At 65.2% G+C, this 15481-nt stretch carries 16 protein-coding genes; 12 read left to right on the top strand and 4 right to left on the bottom strand.

What is annotated here, in order from left to right:
- Positions 1 to 246: 246 nt before the first annotated feature.
- From AB7Z56_RS31350 to ku, 4 genes are all read right to left on the bottom strand, one after another.
- Positions 247 to 411, bottom strand: coding sequence for a Flp family type IVb pilin (locus AB7Z56_RS31350; RefSeq protein ID WP_014496710.1), 165 nt, complete (start codon positions 409 to 411; stop codon positions 247 to 249).
- A gap of 217 nt (positions 412 to 628) precedes the next feature.
- A complete protein-coding gene (locus tag AB7Z56_RS31345) occupies positions 629 to 808 on the bottom strand; it encodes a hypothetical protein (RefSeq protein WP_028149907.1) in 180 nt (59 codons plus the stop codon).
- A gap of 198 nt (positions 809 to 1006) precedes the next feature.
- Positions 1007 to 1243 (bottom strand): hypothetical protein, encoded by a 237-nt coding sequence (locus AB7Z56_RS31340; RefSeq protein ID WP_063984551.1) that lies wholly within the window; start codon positions 1241 to 1243, stop codon positions 1007 to 1009.
- A 60-nt stretch (positions 1244 to 1303) separates the two neighbouring features.
- Complete coding sequence (gene ku, locus AB7Z56_RS31335) at positions 1304 to 2278, bottom strand: non-homologous end joining protein Ku (RefSeq protein WP_063984550.1); 975 nt, start codon at positions 2276 to 2278, stop codon at positions 1304 to 1306.
- Positions 2279 to 2514: 236 nt separating this feature from the next.
- Here ku and AB7Z56_RS31330 point away from each other — a divergent pair, with 236 nt between their 5' ends.
- From AB7Z56_RS31330 to AB7Z56_RS31275, 12 genes are all read left to right on the top strand, one after another.
- A complete protein-coding gene (locus AB7Z56_RS31330) occupies positions 2515 to 2670 on the top strand; it encodes a hypothetical protein (RefSeq protein WP_187387765.1) in 156 nt (51 codons plus the stop codon).
- 235 nt (positions 2671 to 2905) lie between these two features.
- Positions 2906 to 3580, top strand: a complete 675-nt coding sequence (locus tag AB7Z56_RS31325; protein WP_014496705.1) for a response regulator transcription factor — start codon at positions 2906 to 2908, stop codon at positions 3578 to 3580.
- A gap of 92 nt (positions 3581 to 3672) precedes the next feature.
- Positions 3673 to 5049, top strand: a complete 1377-nt coding sequence (locus tag AB7Z56_RS31320) for a sensor histidine kinase (RefSeq protein ID WP_063984549.1) — start codon at positions 3673 to 3675, stop codon at positions 5047 to 5049.
- A 161-nt stretch (positions 5050 to 5210) separates the two neighbouring features.
- On the top strand, positions 5211 to 6614 hold the full coding sequence (locus AB7Z56_RS31315; protein WP_441256720.1) for a hypothetical protein: 1404 nt from the start codon (positions 5211 to 5213) through the stop codon (positions 6612 to 6614).
- A 99-nt stretch (positions 6615 to 6713) separates the two neighbouring features.
- Entirely contained in the window at positions 6714 to 6983 is a 270-nt protein-coding gene (locus AB7Z56_RS31310; RefSeq protein WP_028149902.1) for a hypothetical protein, read from the top strand.
- Between the two features lie 131 nt (positions 6984 to 7114).
- On the top strand, positions 7115 to 8224 hold the full coding sequence (gene ccmI, locus AB7Z56_RS31305) for a c-type cytochrome biogenesis protein CcmI (RefSeq protein ID WP_063986548.1): 1110 nt from the start codon (positions 7115 to 7117) through the stop codon (positions 8222 to 8224).
- Positions 8225 to 8261: 37 nt separating this feature from the next.
- On the top strand, positions 8262 to 8771 hold the full coding sequence (gene ccmE, locus AB7Z56_RS31300) for a cytochrome c maturation protein CcmE (RefSeq protein ID WP_063984547.1): 510 nt from the start codon (positions 8262 to 8264) through the stop codon (positions 8769 to 8771).
- Positions 8768 to 10747: a heme lyase CcmF/NrfE family subunit gene (locus tag AB7Z56_RS31295; protein WP_063984546.1), complete on the top strand. Its 1980-nt coding sequence runs from the start codon at positions 8768 to 8770 to the stop codon at positions 10745 to 10747. The genes ccmE and AB7Z56_RS31295 overlap by 4 nt, the downstream gene beginning before the upstream one ends.
- Positions 10748 to 10751: 4 nt before the next feature.
- Positions 10752 to 11234 (top strand): cytochrome c-type biogenesis protein, encoded by a 483-nt coding sequence (locus tag AB7Z56_RS31290; RefSeq protein WP_063984545.1) that lies wholly within the window; start codon positions 10752 to 10754, stop codon positions 11232 to 11234.
- Positions 11235 to 11362: 128 nt separating this feature from the next.
- Positions 11363 to 12706: a methyl-accepting chemotaxis protein gene (locus tag AB7Z56_RS31285; RefSeq protein WP_063984544.1), complete on the top strand. Its 1344-nt coding sequence runs from the start codon at positions 11363 to 11365 to the stop codon at positions 12704 to 12706.
- A 219-nt stretch (positions 12707 to 12925) separates the two neighbouring features.
- Positions 12926 to 14503 carry a Do family serine endopeptidase gene (locus AB7Z56_RS31280; RefSeq protein WP_441256719.1) on the top strand — a complete coding sequence of 526 codons (1578 nt, stop codon included), beginning with the start codon at positions 12926 to 12928 and terminating at the stop codon, positions 14501 to 14503.
- Positions 14504 to 14777: 274 nt separating this feature from the next.
- Positions 14778 to 15458 carry a response regulator transcription factor gene (locus AB7Z56_RS31275; RefSeq protein WP_063986547.1) on the top strand — a complete coding sequence of 227 codons (681 nt, stop codon included), beginning with the start codon at positions 14778 to 14780 and terminating at the stop codon, positions 15456 to 15458.
- Positions 15459 to 15481 lie beyond the last annotated feature (23 nt).

Genomic DNA, 15481 nt, shown 5'->3' with positions numbered 1-15481 from the left:
CGAGGATGTGGTTGCTCGAAGGACGTTGCGTAGCGTCCGGGACACGATTTTGAGTGCTTTACGGGCCACCCACCGTCATTGCGAGCGCAGCGAGGTAATCCAGAATTCCTCCGCGGGAGGACTCTGGATTGCTTCGCTGCGCTCGCAATGACGAGATCGCGGAGGGAGCATGCGCCGACGGCCGCGCCCGAGCCGGCGCGTGCAGGGACGTCGCCTCAGGCCAGGGCGGCCGTTACGAGGCGGCCGTTACTTCAGCGACGAGCTGATCGAGTTGAACTTGTTGTTGAGGAGCTGGCTGCCCGTGTTGTTCACGACGGTCACGATCGCCAGTGCAATGCCGGCGGCAATCAGGCCGTATTCGATGGCGGTTGCGCCAGTCTCATCGGCAAGGAAAGACCTAAGCAAAGTCATTGCCAACTCCTCTTCATCCGATCCAATGTGTGGCAGCGTCGTTTTCGGACTGGTAAATAGATCGAATAGATTTTTCTGCGCGACGGAAGAATGAAGCCCGGGCGGCCGCGCCTCCGTCACATACGATGGCATCCATTAAATTAAGGTTCCATCGATCCATCCAAATGGATTCAAATCGACCGCCCTCCGCAAGGACGCGCGGAAGCCGCGGTGTCTGTCAGGGCGTGATGGTCGGGCCCGGTGCGGCGGGGAGGCGGCGCTTCAGCACGGTCGCGAGACGGCCGACGAAGTCCTTCATCGTGCCCGGCTGCGGCCGCGGCGCGGTGCTCGCCGCCTGCTCGTGATCAGGCGCGTCGTTCACGATGCTGATGTAGTTCTTTCTGACGTCCTGCTGCACGGGGGCACGCGAACCTTGGCTCGATCGGAGCCGGAACCATGCTGCGCATAAGGGGAACCAACGGTTAATTTTGTCGCCCGTAGGAATACCCTGTCGTGCTGGACACGAGGGCGCCGATTAACGGTTTGTTGAGCCTGTTCGTCACGGTCGGCACGGATGCCTGCCAGGGATGACAACAAAGGACGACAACCAAGGCGCTCATCGGTTGCGGCCGTCCGCATTCAGCGCCCGCAACATCGCGATGCGGGCGAACATCACCCAGCCGCCGCCTGTCTCGGCTGCGTTGATCAACGTCTCGATGGCGGTCTGCCAGTGCACCTCGTGCTGTGCGTCCTCAGGCAGCTGCATGATGTAGTCCGCCGCGTCTTGCAGTGTCAGCAGCTTGCGCTTGTGACTTGCGCGAACGGGATCGTCGAACGCCGTCGACCAGGGCATGTCAGGCCGGCCGATCGGCGAGGGGAGACATCACGGCGCGATTGCAGACGCGGATTGCGTCTAACCGGCCTTCTTCGCCCGCGCCGGCTTGTCGGCCTTCTTCGGGGGCGCTTCCTTGGCTGCTGCAGTCTTGCCACCCTTGCCGGTGATCGGCAGCAGCATCTCGCGCTGGCCCTCGACGCGCTTCTTCGGCTTCTTGCCCTTGACGGTCTCCCTGACGGGCTCCTTGGCGGCCTTGGCCGCGGGCGCCATGTCCTTCTCGCTGGCGATGCTCTTCTTCAGCGCGTCCATCAGGTTGATGACGTTGCCGCCGGTCTTCGGCGCGGCCTTCGCCGCGATCGGTGCACCGCTGCGCTTCTTGTTGATGAGGTCGATCAGCGCCGTCTCGTAATGGTCCTCGAACAGCTCGGGCTCGAACGCGCCGGACTTCTTCTCGACGATGTGCTTGGCAAGGTCGAGCATGTCCCTGGTCAGCTTTACGTCCTGAATGTCGTCGAAATATTCCTTCTCGCTGCGGACCTCGTAGGGATAGCGCAGCAGCGTGCCCATCAGGCCGCTCTCGAGCGGCTCCAGCGCGATGATGTGCTCGCGGTTGGTCAGCACGACGCGGCCGATCGCGACCTTGTCCATGCTGCGGATGGTCTCGCGGATCACCGCGAAGGCGTCGTGGCCGACCTTGCCGTCAGGCACGAGATAATAGGGGCGGATCAAATAGCGGCTGTCGATATCGGTCTTCGGCACGAACTCGTCGATCTCGATCGTGTGCGTCGAGTCCAGCGCGATGTCGTCGAGCTCGTCCTTGGTGACCTCGATATAGGTGTCGGTGTCGACCTTGTAGCCCTTGACGATGTCCTCGGAGGTCACCTCGTCGCCGGTCTCGGCGTCGACCTTGAGGTACTTGATCCGGTGGCCGGTCTTGCGGTTGATCTGGTTGAACGAGACCTTCTCGGTATCCGAAGTGGCCGGATACAGCGCGACCGGGCAGGTCACGAGCGACAGACGCAGAAAACCCTTCCAATTGGCGCGGGGGGCCATGGGCTACTCCAAACGCAACGGGGACAGAGGACGAGGATACCATCGGGGAACAACGAATCATAGCAAGGCGGATTGCGGAATCTTGCAACTGCGTTAACCGGCCGCCCGGCGCGGGGTTGCAGCCCGATGCAGCGGCAAAAGCCGGAACATCATATCCAATCACGCGTTGGCTCAAGACATCAGGCCGCGAGGGGGGGCGCGACCACCGCAGCCGACATCCAGAGATTGAGGGCAATATGGCAACCGCGCGAGAGCACGATCAGATCGTCGAAACCGCCACCGAGGCGCGTCAGGGCGAGCCCGGGCCGTCAGTGGCGGCTCTGCTTACCATCTCGACGGGGCTCGCGGTCCTGATCCTTGCCGTCATCTGGTTCGTGTTCTTCCGGACCTGACGGCCGATCGACGGGACGGTTCGGACCTTCCGACTCGTCGCGTAACGCGGCACATTGCGCCCGCCACGCCCGCCGGCTCGTCCGGTGGCTGCCTGGCGGGCGCAGTCGCGTCGGCGCTTGAGAAGCTCTATATGACCAAAAAGTAACGCGGCCGGTTCCCCGTGTTCATATTCAGTTCACGCCGGAATTGCTCATCTCTGGCGATCGATTGTGCAGTCTATTTCTGGAGAGAAGCGTGCGCCTGCTTGTTGTTGAGGACGACCCCGATCTCAATCGGCAGCTCACCAAGGCGCTGACCGACGCCGGCTACGTCGTCGACCGTGCCTTCGACGGCGAGGAGGGGCATTATCTCGGCGATAATGAGCCCTACGATGCCGTTGTGCTCGACATCGGCCTGCCGAAGAAGGACGGCATCTCGGTGCTGGAAGCCTGGCGCCGCAACGGCCGCACCATGCCGGTCCTGATCCTCACCGCGCGCGACCGCTGGAGCGACAAGGTCCAGGGGTTCGATGCCGGCGCCGACGATTACGTGCCGAAGCCGTTCCATCTGGAGGAGGTGCTGGCCCGCATCCGCGCGCTGCTGCGCCGCTCCACCGGCCATGCCCAGAGCGAATTGAGTTGCGGCCCCGTCACGCTCGACACCAGGACCGGACGGGTCAGCGTCTCCGGCAATCCGGTCAAGATGACCTCGCACGAATATCGGCTTCTGGCCTACCTGATGCACCATTCGGGGCGCGTCGTGTCCCGAACCGAGCTGGTCGAGCACCTCTACGACCAGGACTTCGACCGCGACTCCAACACCATCGAGGTCTTCGTCGGCCGCATCCGCAAGAAGCTCGACGTCGACATCATCCAGACCGTCCGCGGCCTCGGCTATCTCCTGACCCCGCCGCCTGCTCCCGGCGCTTGAGGCGTCAGGACTTGACGGCCGGCCGAACAGGGGCCTTGGTCCGGTCATGACGTCCGACGCCCCGCCCCCCTGCGCCTGCCGGGATCCTTCCGATGGCCGCTAGCTCGCTTGCCAACCGCCTGTTCCTGTCGGCGACGGCGTGGCTCGTGGTGATCCTGGCCATCACCGGGGTGGTGCTGTCGTCGGTCTACAAGAGCGCCACCGAGCGCGCCTTCGACCGCCGGCTCAATCTCTATCTGCGCACCCTCATCGCGGAGGTCGCGACGCCCGACGAGCCGCCGGACCGTCAATTCCAGTCGCTCGGCGAGCCCCTGTTCGAGCTGCCGCTGTCGGGCTGGTACTGGCAGATCACGCGGACCGACACCGAAAAGCCGGAGGTGCGCTCCTCGCGCTCGCTCTGGGACAAGAAGCTGCCGAAGCTGGAGGAGCAGGGCACCGAGCTCACCGCTGCCGGCATCCGCCTCGCCTATGTCGACGGGCCCGAGGGACAGAATCTCCGCATGGTGGAGCGGCCGGTCGATCTCGGCGCGGACGGCAAATATCTGGTCAGCGTCGCCGGCGACGACACCGAGATTTTCGACGAGACGCGGAGCTTCGACTACTATCTCGGCGGCACCTTCACCGCGCTCGGCATCGTGCTGCTGCTGACCACGGTGTTCCAGGTGAGGTTCGGTCTCGCGCCGCTCAAGCGCATCTCGGAATCTATCGCCGACATCCGCTCGGGGCGGGCGGAGCGGCTCGAAGGTGAATTCCCGGTCGAGATCGCGCCGTTGGCGCGCGAGACCAACGCGCTGATCGATGCCAATCGCGAGATCGTCGAGCGCGCGCGCACCCATGTCGGCAATCTCGCCCATGCGATCAAGACGCCGCTCTCGGTGATCGTGAATGAGGCCGGCACGCACGCCACCGAGCCGTTCGCAGCCAAGGTGATGGAGCAGGCGGACGTGATGCGCGACCAGCTCGCCCATCATCTGGAGCGCGCGCGCATCGCGGCGCGCGTCTCGGTGGTCGCGACCGTGACGGAGGTCGCACCCGTCATCGAGGCGCTGCGGCGGACCATGGAGAAGATCCATCGCGATCGCGGGATACTGGTCGAGGCGAAGGCCGATCCGTCCGCAAAGTTTCGCGGCGAGCGGCAAGATCTGGAGGAGATGGTCGGCAATCTCGTCGACAATGCCTGCAAATGGGCGGCCTCGCAGGTCTTCATCGAGGTTCTGGTGGAAGCGCCGCACCAGACGGGCGCCGGCCCGCGCCTGCGGATCATCGTCGACGACGATGGCCGCGGACTGTCGGAGGCCGAGCGCGCCCAGGTCTCCCGGCGCGGCCAGCGGCTCGACGAGTCCAAGCCCGGCTCGGGACTCGGCCTGTCCATCGTGACCGACCTCGCCGCGCTCTATGGCGGCAGCCTCTCGCTCGCGGGCGCCCCGACTGGTGGCCTGCGGGCGGAGCTGGTCCTCCCCGGAATATAATCCTTTGTTCCGGCTCGACTATTTGACCGGTCCGGCACCGATCCGGACCAAACCGGAGCTATTTCGGAGCGACTTCCTAAACGGCTTCTTAAGTGGGCCCCATCTATGATCGCGCAGGACGCATCCCACGTCTGCCATTTTATCGTGCATCACCCGGGCGCATGAGCCAGACATCGATCGAGCGGCTGAGGGAATATCTCGCGCAGCTCCCGCCGCAGTCGCAGGCGCTGCTGATGCGGGAGTTCGAGCGCGCGCTCGAGAGCGGCCAGGACACGGCGGTGGCGACGCTCGTGCTCGAGCAGCTGCGCAAGATCGTCCGCAAGACCGAAGTCGACGAGGCTGCGCCGCCGCGCACGGACGATCTGTCGCGGCTGTTGTTCCAGGTGCTGGAACCGTTCCTGGTCGAGACGGGCGCCCCTGTCAGGGTCGGCCAGATCCGCCGCTCCTCATTGCATCCGATCTGGCAATGGCTCGGCCGCGATGGCGCCCCCGACAAGGTCAACGAATTCGAGGCGGCGCTGGCGCGCATGCCGGCTTCAGACAGTGCAGGGCAGGTCGAAGCCCTCGCCGCGAAGCTCCAGGCGGTGGCCGCGGATGCCATCTTCGGGCTGACGGGTCCCGGCGGCGGCGACAAGTCGCGCGCGCTCGCCCGCGTCGGCCCGCCCAACGTGATCGAGGACCTCTATTCGATCGGAGCGGTGCTTCAGGTCCGGGAGGCCATCGCTACGCTGAACGAGAAGCTGCCGCGCTTCCTGCGTGCCTTCGGCGAAGCCCAAATCGCGTCAGTGACTTCCACGCTCAACATCCCCGCGCTCCAGACGCCGCAGATGCTGCCCTTCGCGCTGTCGATGGTTGTGCAGCGGATGACCGCGCCGTGGCAGATCATCCGCCTCGCCATCAAGATTGCCGCGTCCGACGACGAGATCCGCGTCGCGGCGACGCCCTACGGCGTGGCCGTCACGATCGCTTTGCATGATTTGTCCTGCGTTGCCGCGATCCTGCGCATGGACATCAAGCGCGGCCATTTCGAGAACGTCGCCGACAATCTCAAGGCGCTGCATGACGGCGTGCGCGGTCTTCGCACGGAGCTCGATCTGCGCAACGATTCCGTCTGGGGCAAGCAGCTGACCTCGATCCGGGCCGACATCTCCAATGCGCTGCAATCGGAGATCGACAGCGTTCCCGGCCGCGTTCGCCGCATCCTGCGCCAGCGCGCCGAGAAGGACATTCCGCCGGGGGCGCGGATCGACAGCACCGAGGTCGAGGAAACCGCGGCGCTGATCGATTTCGTCGCGACCTGCCGCAACTATGCGAGCGAGCTTGCGATCAACGAGGTGACGCTGCGCACCTATTCCGATCTCCAGCAATATGTCGAACGCTCAACCGAGCAGTTGGTGCAGTCGCTGCGTGCGGCCGATCACAAGGTCCGCACCTATCGGCAGCAGCAGGTGCAGGCCGCGATCCGCTTCTGCCAGGTGCTGTTCGGCGATGATTATGCGTCGCTGATGAGCCGCGCCGCGGAGAACGCGGCCACGGGCGAGCGCAAATCGTCGCGGGCAAGCTGATCAAGCGCATTTTTTTGTGATCACAATTTGTGGTTGACGGTGCCGGTGGCGGGCCCTACGGTCGCCGTGCAAGATTTTGGAATTTCTATCTGTGGGCGCATGAAACCCCTTATCAGCTCCATCGAAATTGAAAACCGCGTCATTGTCGCCAAGTATCAGAGGCTGATGGTTGGCGCGAAGGTGGTGCTGATCGAGAAGGCAAGCGGCCGGCAACTGCCTGAGACCGTCACCAGGGTTGCATCGCCCGTTCCCGTCGGGGCGTTGCGCATCAAATTGCCTGAAGCAATCGAGCCGGGAACATACTTCCTGAGGGCCTTCAACGGGCACGGCGAGGACGCGGCTCAAAGCGCGGACTTCGAGATCCGTTAAGCCGTTGGATTTTCACAGTTTCGGGACTGTGTGCGGTCGCGCCGAATTGACAATTGTCAATTGCCGCATCGTCCGGCCGTGGTGTAAAGCCACCTATGGGCGCGGTTCGCGCGCCGCCGGAAGCTTGCCAGATGACGCTATGGTTCGTGTTCGCGCTGATGACGGTCGCGGCGATTTTCGCCGTGCTTCTGCCGCTCGGCCGCAGCGGACGCGCGCAAAATCAGGGGAGCGAGGTCGCGGTCTACAAGGACCAGTTGGCCGAGATCGAGCGTGATCTCGCCGCAGGACTGATCGCCGCGCCGGAAGCCGAGGCCGCACGTGTCGAGATCAGCCGCAGGCTGCTTGCCGCGGCCGGGAGCGAGCCGGTATCGGAACCGACATCGAGCCTCAAATGGCGCCGCGCGGCGGCTGTGCTGGCGCTTGCCGGCCTGCCGCTCATTGCGATCGGCGTCTACATGCCGCTCGGCTCGCCCAGGCTTCAGGACTTTCCCCTGGCGCAGCGGGAGCGCGGGGCCGGGTCCGGCATGGCGCTCGAGAATCTCGTCGTGCAGGTCGAGCAGCATCTGGACAAGAATCCGACCGACGGGCGCGGCTGGAACGTGCTCGCGCCGGTGCTGGTGCGGCTCGGCCGCTTCGACGATGCGGTGCGCGCCTATCGCAACTCGCTCACCTACAATGGCGAGAGTTCGGAGCGCCGGGCCGATCTCGGCGAGGCGATCGCGGCTGCTGCCGGCGGTGTGGTGACCGCCGAGGCCAAGACCGAATTCGAGCGCGCGCGTGGCCTGAACGCGGACGATCCCAAGGCGAACTATTTCCTCGGGCTTGCCGCCGAGCAGGATGGCCGCAAGGACGATGCCGCCAACATCTGGCGCGCACTGCTGGCGAAAGCGCCGGCGGATGCGCCGTGGCGTCCTCTGGTGCAGACCTCGTTGGCGCGGGTCGGCGGCGGTGGCGCTACGATGCCGGCGCTGTCTGACGAGACGATCGCAGCCTCCAAGGACATGAACGAGGGCGATCGCAACGCGATGGTGCGCGGCATGGTCGAACGCCTGGCCACCCGGCTGAAGCAGAACGGCGATGATGTCGAGGGTTGGCTGCGCCTGGTGCGCGCCTATCTCGTGATGGGCGATCGTGACAGGGCAATGGGCGCTTCGACCGACGCCCGACAGGCGGTCGCCAACGACGCCGCGCGGCTGCGCCAGCTCAACGAAGGCCTCAAGACTCTCGGGCTCGACGGATGACGATGTCGGGACGAGGCGAGCGGAGAACGGATACGCGATGACGCGCAAGCAGCGACGTATGACCATCATCGGCGGCTCCCTCGCGGTGCTCGCGCTTGCAGCCGCGCTGGTGCTCAACGCTCTGCGCGACTCCATCGTGTTCTTCTCGACGCCGACGATGGTCGCCGAAAAGCACGTCGAGCCCGGCAAGCGGTTTCGTCTCGGCGGCCTGGTGCAGCCCGGCTCGCTCCAGCGCGGCGATAATCTCGCCGTGACCTTCGAGGTTGCGGACGGCGGCGCCAAGCTGCCGGTCGCCTACAAGGGCATCCTGCCCGACCTGTTCCGGGAAGGGCAGGGCGTGGTCGCCGAAGGCGCGCTCGACGCCAATGGCGTGTTCAAGGCCGACACCGTGCTCGCCAAGCACGATGAGACCTACATGCCCAAGGAAGTCGCCGATGCCCTGAAGAAGCAGGGGCATTGGAAGGACGATTACGGCGCCAAGGCTTCTGATAGCGTCAAGCCCGCGGCGACGACCGCGCAGGGCAACCCGCAGGGAGCAGTGCGTTGATCGCGGAATCCGGACACTACGCGCTGGTGCTAGCCCTTGGCCTGGCGCTGATCCAGTCCATCGTGCCGCTGATCGGTGCGCGCTTGCGCGATGACGCGCTGATGAACGTGGCGCGCTCCGCCGCGCTGGCGCAGCTGCTGTTCGTCGGTGCGTCGTTCATCGCGCTCGTGATGCTTCACGTGAATTCGGATTTCTCCGTCGCCAACGTCTACGAGAACTCCCATTCGATGAAGCCGCTGATCTACAAGATCACCGGCGTGTGGGGGAACCATGAAGGCTCGATGCTGCTGTGGGTCTCGATCCTGGCGCTGTTCGGCGGAATGGTCGCCGCCTTCGGCAACAATCTGCCGCTGTCGCTGCGCGCGCATGTGCTGGCCGTGCAGGCGTGGATCGCCAGCGCCTTCTATCTCTTCATCCTGGTGACATCGAATCCGTTCCTGCGCATCGCCAATCCGCCGATCGAGGGACGCGATCTCAATCCGGTGCTCCAGGACATCGGCCTCGCCGTGCATCCGCCGATGCTCTATCTCGGCTATGTCGGCTTCTCGATCTCGTTCTCCTTCGCCATCGCGGCGCTGATGGAGGGGCGGATCGACGCGGCCTGGGCGCGCTGGGTGCGGCCGTGGACGCTGGTGGCCTGGATCTTCCTGACCCTCGGCATCGCGATGGGGTCGTACTGGGCCTATTACGAGCTCGGCTGGGGCGGCTGGTGGTTCTGGGATCCGGTCGAGAACGCCTCGCTGATGCCGTGGCTCGCCGGCACGGCGCTGCTGCACTCGGCGCTGGTGATGGAGAAGCGCAACGCGCTGAAGGTCTGGACCATCCTGCTGTCGATCCTGACCTTCTCGCTGTCGCTGCTCGGCACCTTCCTGGTGCGTTCGGGCGTCATCACCTCCGTGCACGCTTTCGCCACCGATCCGACGCGCGGCGTGTTCATCCTGCTGATCCTCTGCCTGTTCATCGGCGGCAGCCTGTCGCTGTTCGCAGGGCGCGCGACCTCGTTGAAGCAGGGCGGCCTGTTCGCGCCGATCTCGCGCGAGGGCGCGCTGGTCTTGAACAATCTGCTGCTCAGCGTAGCCTGCGCGGTCGTGCTGTTCGGCACGCTCTATCCGCTGGCGATGGAAGCGCTCGACTTCAAGATGTCGGTCGGCGCGCCCTTCTACAATCTCACCTTCGTCCCGCTGTTCGCGCTGCTGCTGCTCGTGGTGCCGTTCGGGCCGATGCTGGCGTGGAAGCGCGGCGATCTGCTCGGCGTCACCCAGCGGCTGCTTGCGGCGGGCGTTGCCGCGCTCGTTGTGATCGCCATCGTCTGGGCCTGGACCCGTGGTGGCAGTGCGCTGGCACCATTGGCAATTGGGCTTGGAGTCTTCGTCATCGCCGGTGCCGTGACCGATCTGTCCGAACGGACCGGTTTGTTCCGCCTGCCGTTCGCAACGACGCTGCACCGGGCCCGCGGCCTGCCGCGTTCGGCCTGGGGTTCTGTGTTTGCCCATGCGGGCCTCGGCGTCGCGCTGATCGGGATCGTCTGCGAGACCACCTGGAACAGCGAGTATATCGCGACCATGAAGCAGAACGACGTTGCACACGTCGCCGGCTATGATCTCAAGCTCGACGGCCTGTCCCAGCGTCAGGGGCCGAACTTCCGCGAGATGATCGCCGAGTTCAACGTCAGCCGCGACGGTGAGAAGATCAGCGTCATGACGCCGTCCAAGCGCAACTTCACGACGCGCGGGTCCTCGACCACCGAGGCCGCATTGCTGACGCGCGGCGCGAGCCAGCTCTACGTTTCTCTCGGCGACGCGACTGCCGATGGCGCCATTGCGGTGCGCATCTATCACAAGCCGCTGGTGCTGCTGATCTGGTGGGGACCGGTGCTCATGGCCTTTGGCGGCATGCTGTCGCTGTCCGATCGGCGCCTGCGGGTCGGCGCACCGAAGCCGGCGCGGGCCAAGCAGCGCCTTCAGCCGGCGGAGTGATCCGATGCGGCGGATGATGGTCACGATCGTTGCGCTCACGCTGCTGGCTTTGCCCGCCGCCCACGCCGTGCAGCCCGACGAGATCATGTCGGATCCCGCGAAGGAGGTGCGCGCCCGCGACCTATCGCGCGAGCTGCGCTGCATGGTCTGCCAGAACCAGTCGATCGACGATTCCGACGCGCCGCTGGCGCGCGATCTGCGGCTGCTGGTGCGCGAGCGGATCGCTGCCGGCGACAGCAATTCGCAGGTGCTCGACTTCCTGGTCGCGCGCTATGGCGAGTTCGTGCTGCTCAAGCCGCGCTTCGAGCGGCAGACCGTGTTGTTGTGGCTGCTCGCGCCGCTGCTGCTGATCGGCGGCGGCCTGGCGCTCTGGCTGCAAATCCGCCGGCGCGCGCGAAGCGGTGCAGACCTACCAGCTCCGCCGCTCACGCCCGAGGAAGAGGCTCGGCTCGCAGCCTTGATGTCGGACGAGACGAAGTCGTCCTAGCGACTTCAAGTCGTCCCGGCCTACGTAATGATACGTAGGCCGTCTGCGGCCGCGTGTTTCATGCTCTGTTGACCTTTGTCTGGAAGCTTGTCGCGAAATTCGATTCCAGATTTTTGAGTCCTCAGCCGATGTTCACGAACAGCAATCTGACGATCCGCTTCCTGGTCGGCGCCGTCGTCGCTGCATTATTGTTCCTGCTGGGCATCGGCGGCGGCACCGGCTTCGTCGCGGTGCTCTACCTCAACAACGAGATCACCAGCCTGTCGTCGGATTTCGCCGCGCTCAGCGGCCCCGCGCGCGAGCATGCAATGCTGATCTACCAGCAGGCGCAGGCGGCATTCTCCTATTTCCTGATCGCCTGCGGCGTGATCGCGGTGGTCGCTGTCGCGATCTGCCTCACCACCTGGTTCGCTGTGCGCAACGGCATCCTCAATCCGCTGGCGGCGATTGTGCACGCCATGCGTGAGGTCGCCGATCAGAAATTCGAGACGCCTGTTCCGGGTCTCGGCGGTACCAACGAGATCGGCCTGCTCGCCGGCGCACTGGAAGTGTTCAAGACCAACGGCTTGGAGCGGCGGCGCCTCACCGAGCAGCAATTACACGAAGCGCAGCATCAGGCCGAGCGGTCGAAATTCCTGGACGCCCGGATCAAGCGCTTCAACGATCTCGTTGCCAGCGTGGTCGACAGCGTGGCGTCCTCGGCCGCGCACCTGAAGAGCAATGCCGAAACGCTGTCACGTACGGCCAACGACACGAGCTCCAAGGCCAATGCAGTCGCGAGCGCGGCGAACCAGGCCAGCGCCAGCGTGCAGATCGTCGCGGGCTCGGCCGAGGAGATGACGAACTCGATCGGCACGATCAGCCGCCGCGTCACCGACGCGACGCAGCGTGCCGAAGGCGCGGCGACGCAGGCCGAGAAGAGCCGCGACACCATCCACACGCTGTCGGATGCCGCCGACAAGATCGGCGAGGTCGTGCAGCTCGTGCAGGCGATCGCCTCGCAGACCAACCTGCTGGCGCTCAACGCCACCATCGAGGCGGCGCGGGCAGGGGACGCCGGCAAGGGTTTTGCCGTGGTTGCCTCCGAAGTGAAGAGCCTCGCGCACCAGACCAGCAAGGCGACGGAGGAGATCACCTCGCACGTCGCCAGCATCCAGGGCATCACCGCGGAGACGCGCGGCGCGATCGACGGCATCTCGAAGACGCTGTCGGAGATCTCGTCGATCATGTCGGGCATCGAGGTCGACACCGCCCAGCAGCGCAACGCCACGCAGGACATCACCCGCAGCGCGCAGGATGCCGCGCATGGAACGCTGGACGTCTCCAACCACATCGTCCAGATCACCTCGACGTCGGCGGAGACCGGCCGCATGGCGGCCGAAGCGCGCGATTCCGCCGTCGATCTGTCGCAGCAGGCCAAAACCCTGAAGCGTGAAGTCGACGAATTCATCGTCAGCGTGAGGGCGAGCTGATCTCGCCAAAGGCGTGTTCGACGCTCGTCAGGGGAACTCGATTAAGTTCCTGTAAGGCCACGACTTTCGGCGTGCGATAAACTGCCGCAACGGCGCGACCCTTCATTACAAAAGTTTAACCCCGCCGCCAGCGCACGGTAAGGCGGGAGCCCCCATCTTCATGTCCGTAACGTGCTGCCATCCGGCACCGAAAGAATTCAAGGCCTTGGAGATTCCTGCATGACCGACCGTCCCGACCTTACGAACCTTCCGTCCTACCGGTCGCCCCGCCGGTCGGTTTTCTCCGCGCGCAGGATCGCGCTGATGGCTTCGGTCGTCGCTGGCCTCGGGATTGCCGTCCACGGCTTCAGCCCGTCGACCTCGCCGAGCGAGCTGTTCTCCAGCCCGGCGCATGCGCAGGTCAACAACGAGGTCCGGAAGGTTGAGCGTCCGGTCGGATTCGCCGACATCGTCGAGCGCGTGAAACCGTCGGTGATCTCGGTGAAGGTCAACATCAAGGAGAAGACCGCAAGCAACGACGATGGCGACGATTCCTCCTCGCCGTTCCAGCCGGGCTCGCCGATGGAGCGGTTCTTCCGCCGCTTCGGCGGTCCGGATGGTTTCCCGGGCCAGAAGGGTGGCCGCGGCCGCGTCGTGCAGGGCCAGGGCTCCGGCTTCTTCATCTCCGCCGACGGTTTTGCCGTGACCAACAACCACGTGGTCGACGGCGCCGACAAGGTCGAGGTCACGACCGACGACGGCAAGACCTATACCGCCAAGGTGATCGGCACCGACCAGCGCACTGACCTCGCCCTCATCAAGGTCGAGGGCAGCTCGAACTTCCCGTTCGCCAAGCTCGCCGACAGCAAGCCGCGGATCGGCGACTGGGTGCTCGCGGTCGGCAATCCCTTCGGCCTCGGCGGTACCGTGACTGCGGGCATCGTGTCGGCCAGCGGCCGCGACATCGGCAACGGTCCCTATGACGATTTCATCCAGATCGATGCGCCCGTGAACAAGGGCAATTCCGGTGGTCCCGCTTTCGACACCAACGGCGAGGTGATGGGCGTCAATACCGCGATCTACTCGCCCTCCGGCGGCAGCGTCGGCATCGCGTTCTCGATTCCCGCGAGCACCGTGAAGAGCGTGGTGGCCCAGCTCAAGGACAAGGGCTCGGTCAGCCGCGGCTGGATCGGCGTCCAGATCCAGCCGGTGACGTCCGATATCGCCGACAGCCTCGGCATGAAGAAGGCTGAAGGTGCGCTGGTGGCGGAGCCGCAGGCGAACGGTCCGGCGGCGAAGGCCGGCATCGAGTCCGGCGACGTGATCACCTCGGTCAACGGCGAATCCGTCAAGGATGCCCGCGAGCTTGCCCGTACCATCGGCGGCATGGCGCCCGGCGCGACCGTGAAGCTCAACGTGTTGCACAAGGGCCAGGACAAGGTCGTGAACCTCACCCTCGGCCAGCTGCCGAACACGATCGAGGCCAAGGCCGACACCGACAAGGATAGCGGCAAGGGTGCGAGCCGTGGCACCGACGTGCCCAAGCTCGGCATGACCGTCGCGCCCGCCGACTCCGTCGCCGGCGCCGGCAAGGAAGGTGTCGTGGTCACCGAAGTCGATCCGAAGAGCGCCGCGGCCGAACGCGGCTTCAAGGAAGGCGACGTCATTCTCGAAGTCGGCGGCAAGAGCGTGAGCACCGCCGGCGAAGTCCGCGACGCCATCAACACGGCGCGGACCGACAACAAGAACAGCGTCCTGATGCGCGTGAAGAGCGGCGGCCAGTCGCGCTTCGTCGCCGTGCCCATCGCCAAGGGCTAAGCCGTCAGGAGGTCTACGAGATGAGGGGTGTCGCCGGCATCAGTCGCCCCCGCCGCCGACGCCCTTCGGGGGAGCAGCGTAAGGCCCGCTCCCCCAGCCTACCTTCCGGTGGAATTACGCCCCCCTCCGTCGGAAGGCCTAGGGCGGTGAGGTCCCCCCAGCTTCACCGCCCGCCTTTTTGCCTACCCAAGTCCCGTTTGCTTGGCTTGCATGCGATTGCCGCTCGCGCCATGTTCAGAGAAGGTTGACCCCCTTGACCGCCGCCGAACGCACGATGCGCCTCCTCATCATCGAAGACGACCGCGAATCCGCCGACTATCTCGTGAAGGCGTTTCGTGAAGTCGGACACATTGCCGACCACGCCGCCGACGGCGAGGAAGGCCTCGCCATGGCCGAGAGCGGCGATTACGACGTGCTGGTGGTCGACCGCATGCTGCCCAAGCGTGACGGCCTGTCCCTGATCGGCGCGTTGCGCGACAAGGGCGACTCGTCGCCGGTGCTGATTCTCTCCGCGCTCGGGCAGGTCGACGATCGCATCAAGGGTCTGCGCGCCGGCGGCGACGACTATCTGCCGAAGCCTTATTCCTTTGCCGAGCTGCTGGCCCGGGTCGAAGTGCTGTCACGGCGCCGCGGCGGTCCGGCCGAGGACACGCTCTACCGCGTCGGCGATCTCGAGCTCGACCGGCTGTCCCATCGCGTCGCCCGCGGCAAGGACGAGCTGACGCTCCAGCCGCGCGAATTCCGCCTGCTCGAATACCTCATGAAGCATGCCGGCCAGGTGGTGACGCGCACCATGCTGCTGGAGAACGTCTGGGACTACCATTTCGATCCGCAGACCAACGTGATCGACGTGCACATTTCGCGGCTGCGCTCCAAGATCGACAAGGGTTTTGAGCGGCCGCTGCTGCACACGATCCGCGGCGCCGGATACATGATCCGGGATGGGATACGTTAAAGCTTTGGATACTCTTCAATACG

It is taken from the genome of Bradyrhizobium sp. 482_C4_N1_8, from assembly GCF_052075965.1.
Lineage (GTDB): Bacteria > Pseudomonadota > Alphaproteobacteria > Rhizobiales > Xanthobacteraceae > Bradyrhizobium > Bradyrhizobium barranii.
Note: the sequence above shows the minus strand (reverse complement) of the source record. Positions and strands in the feature narration are given on the sequence as shown.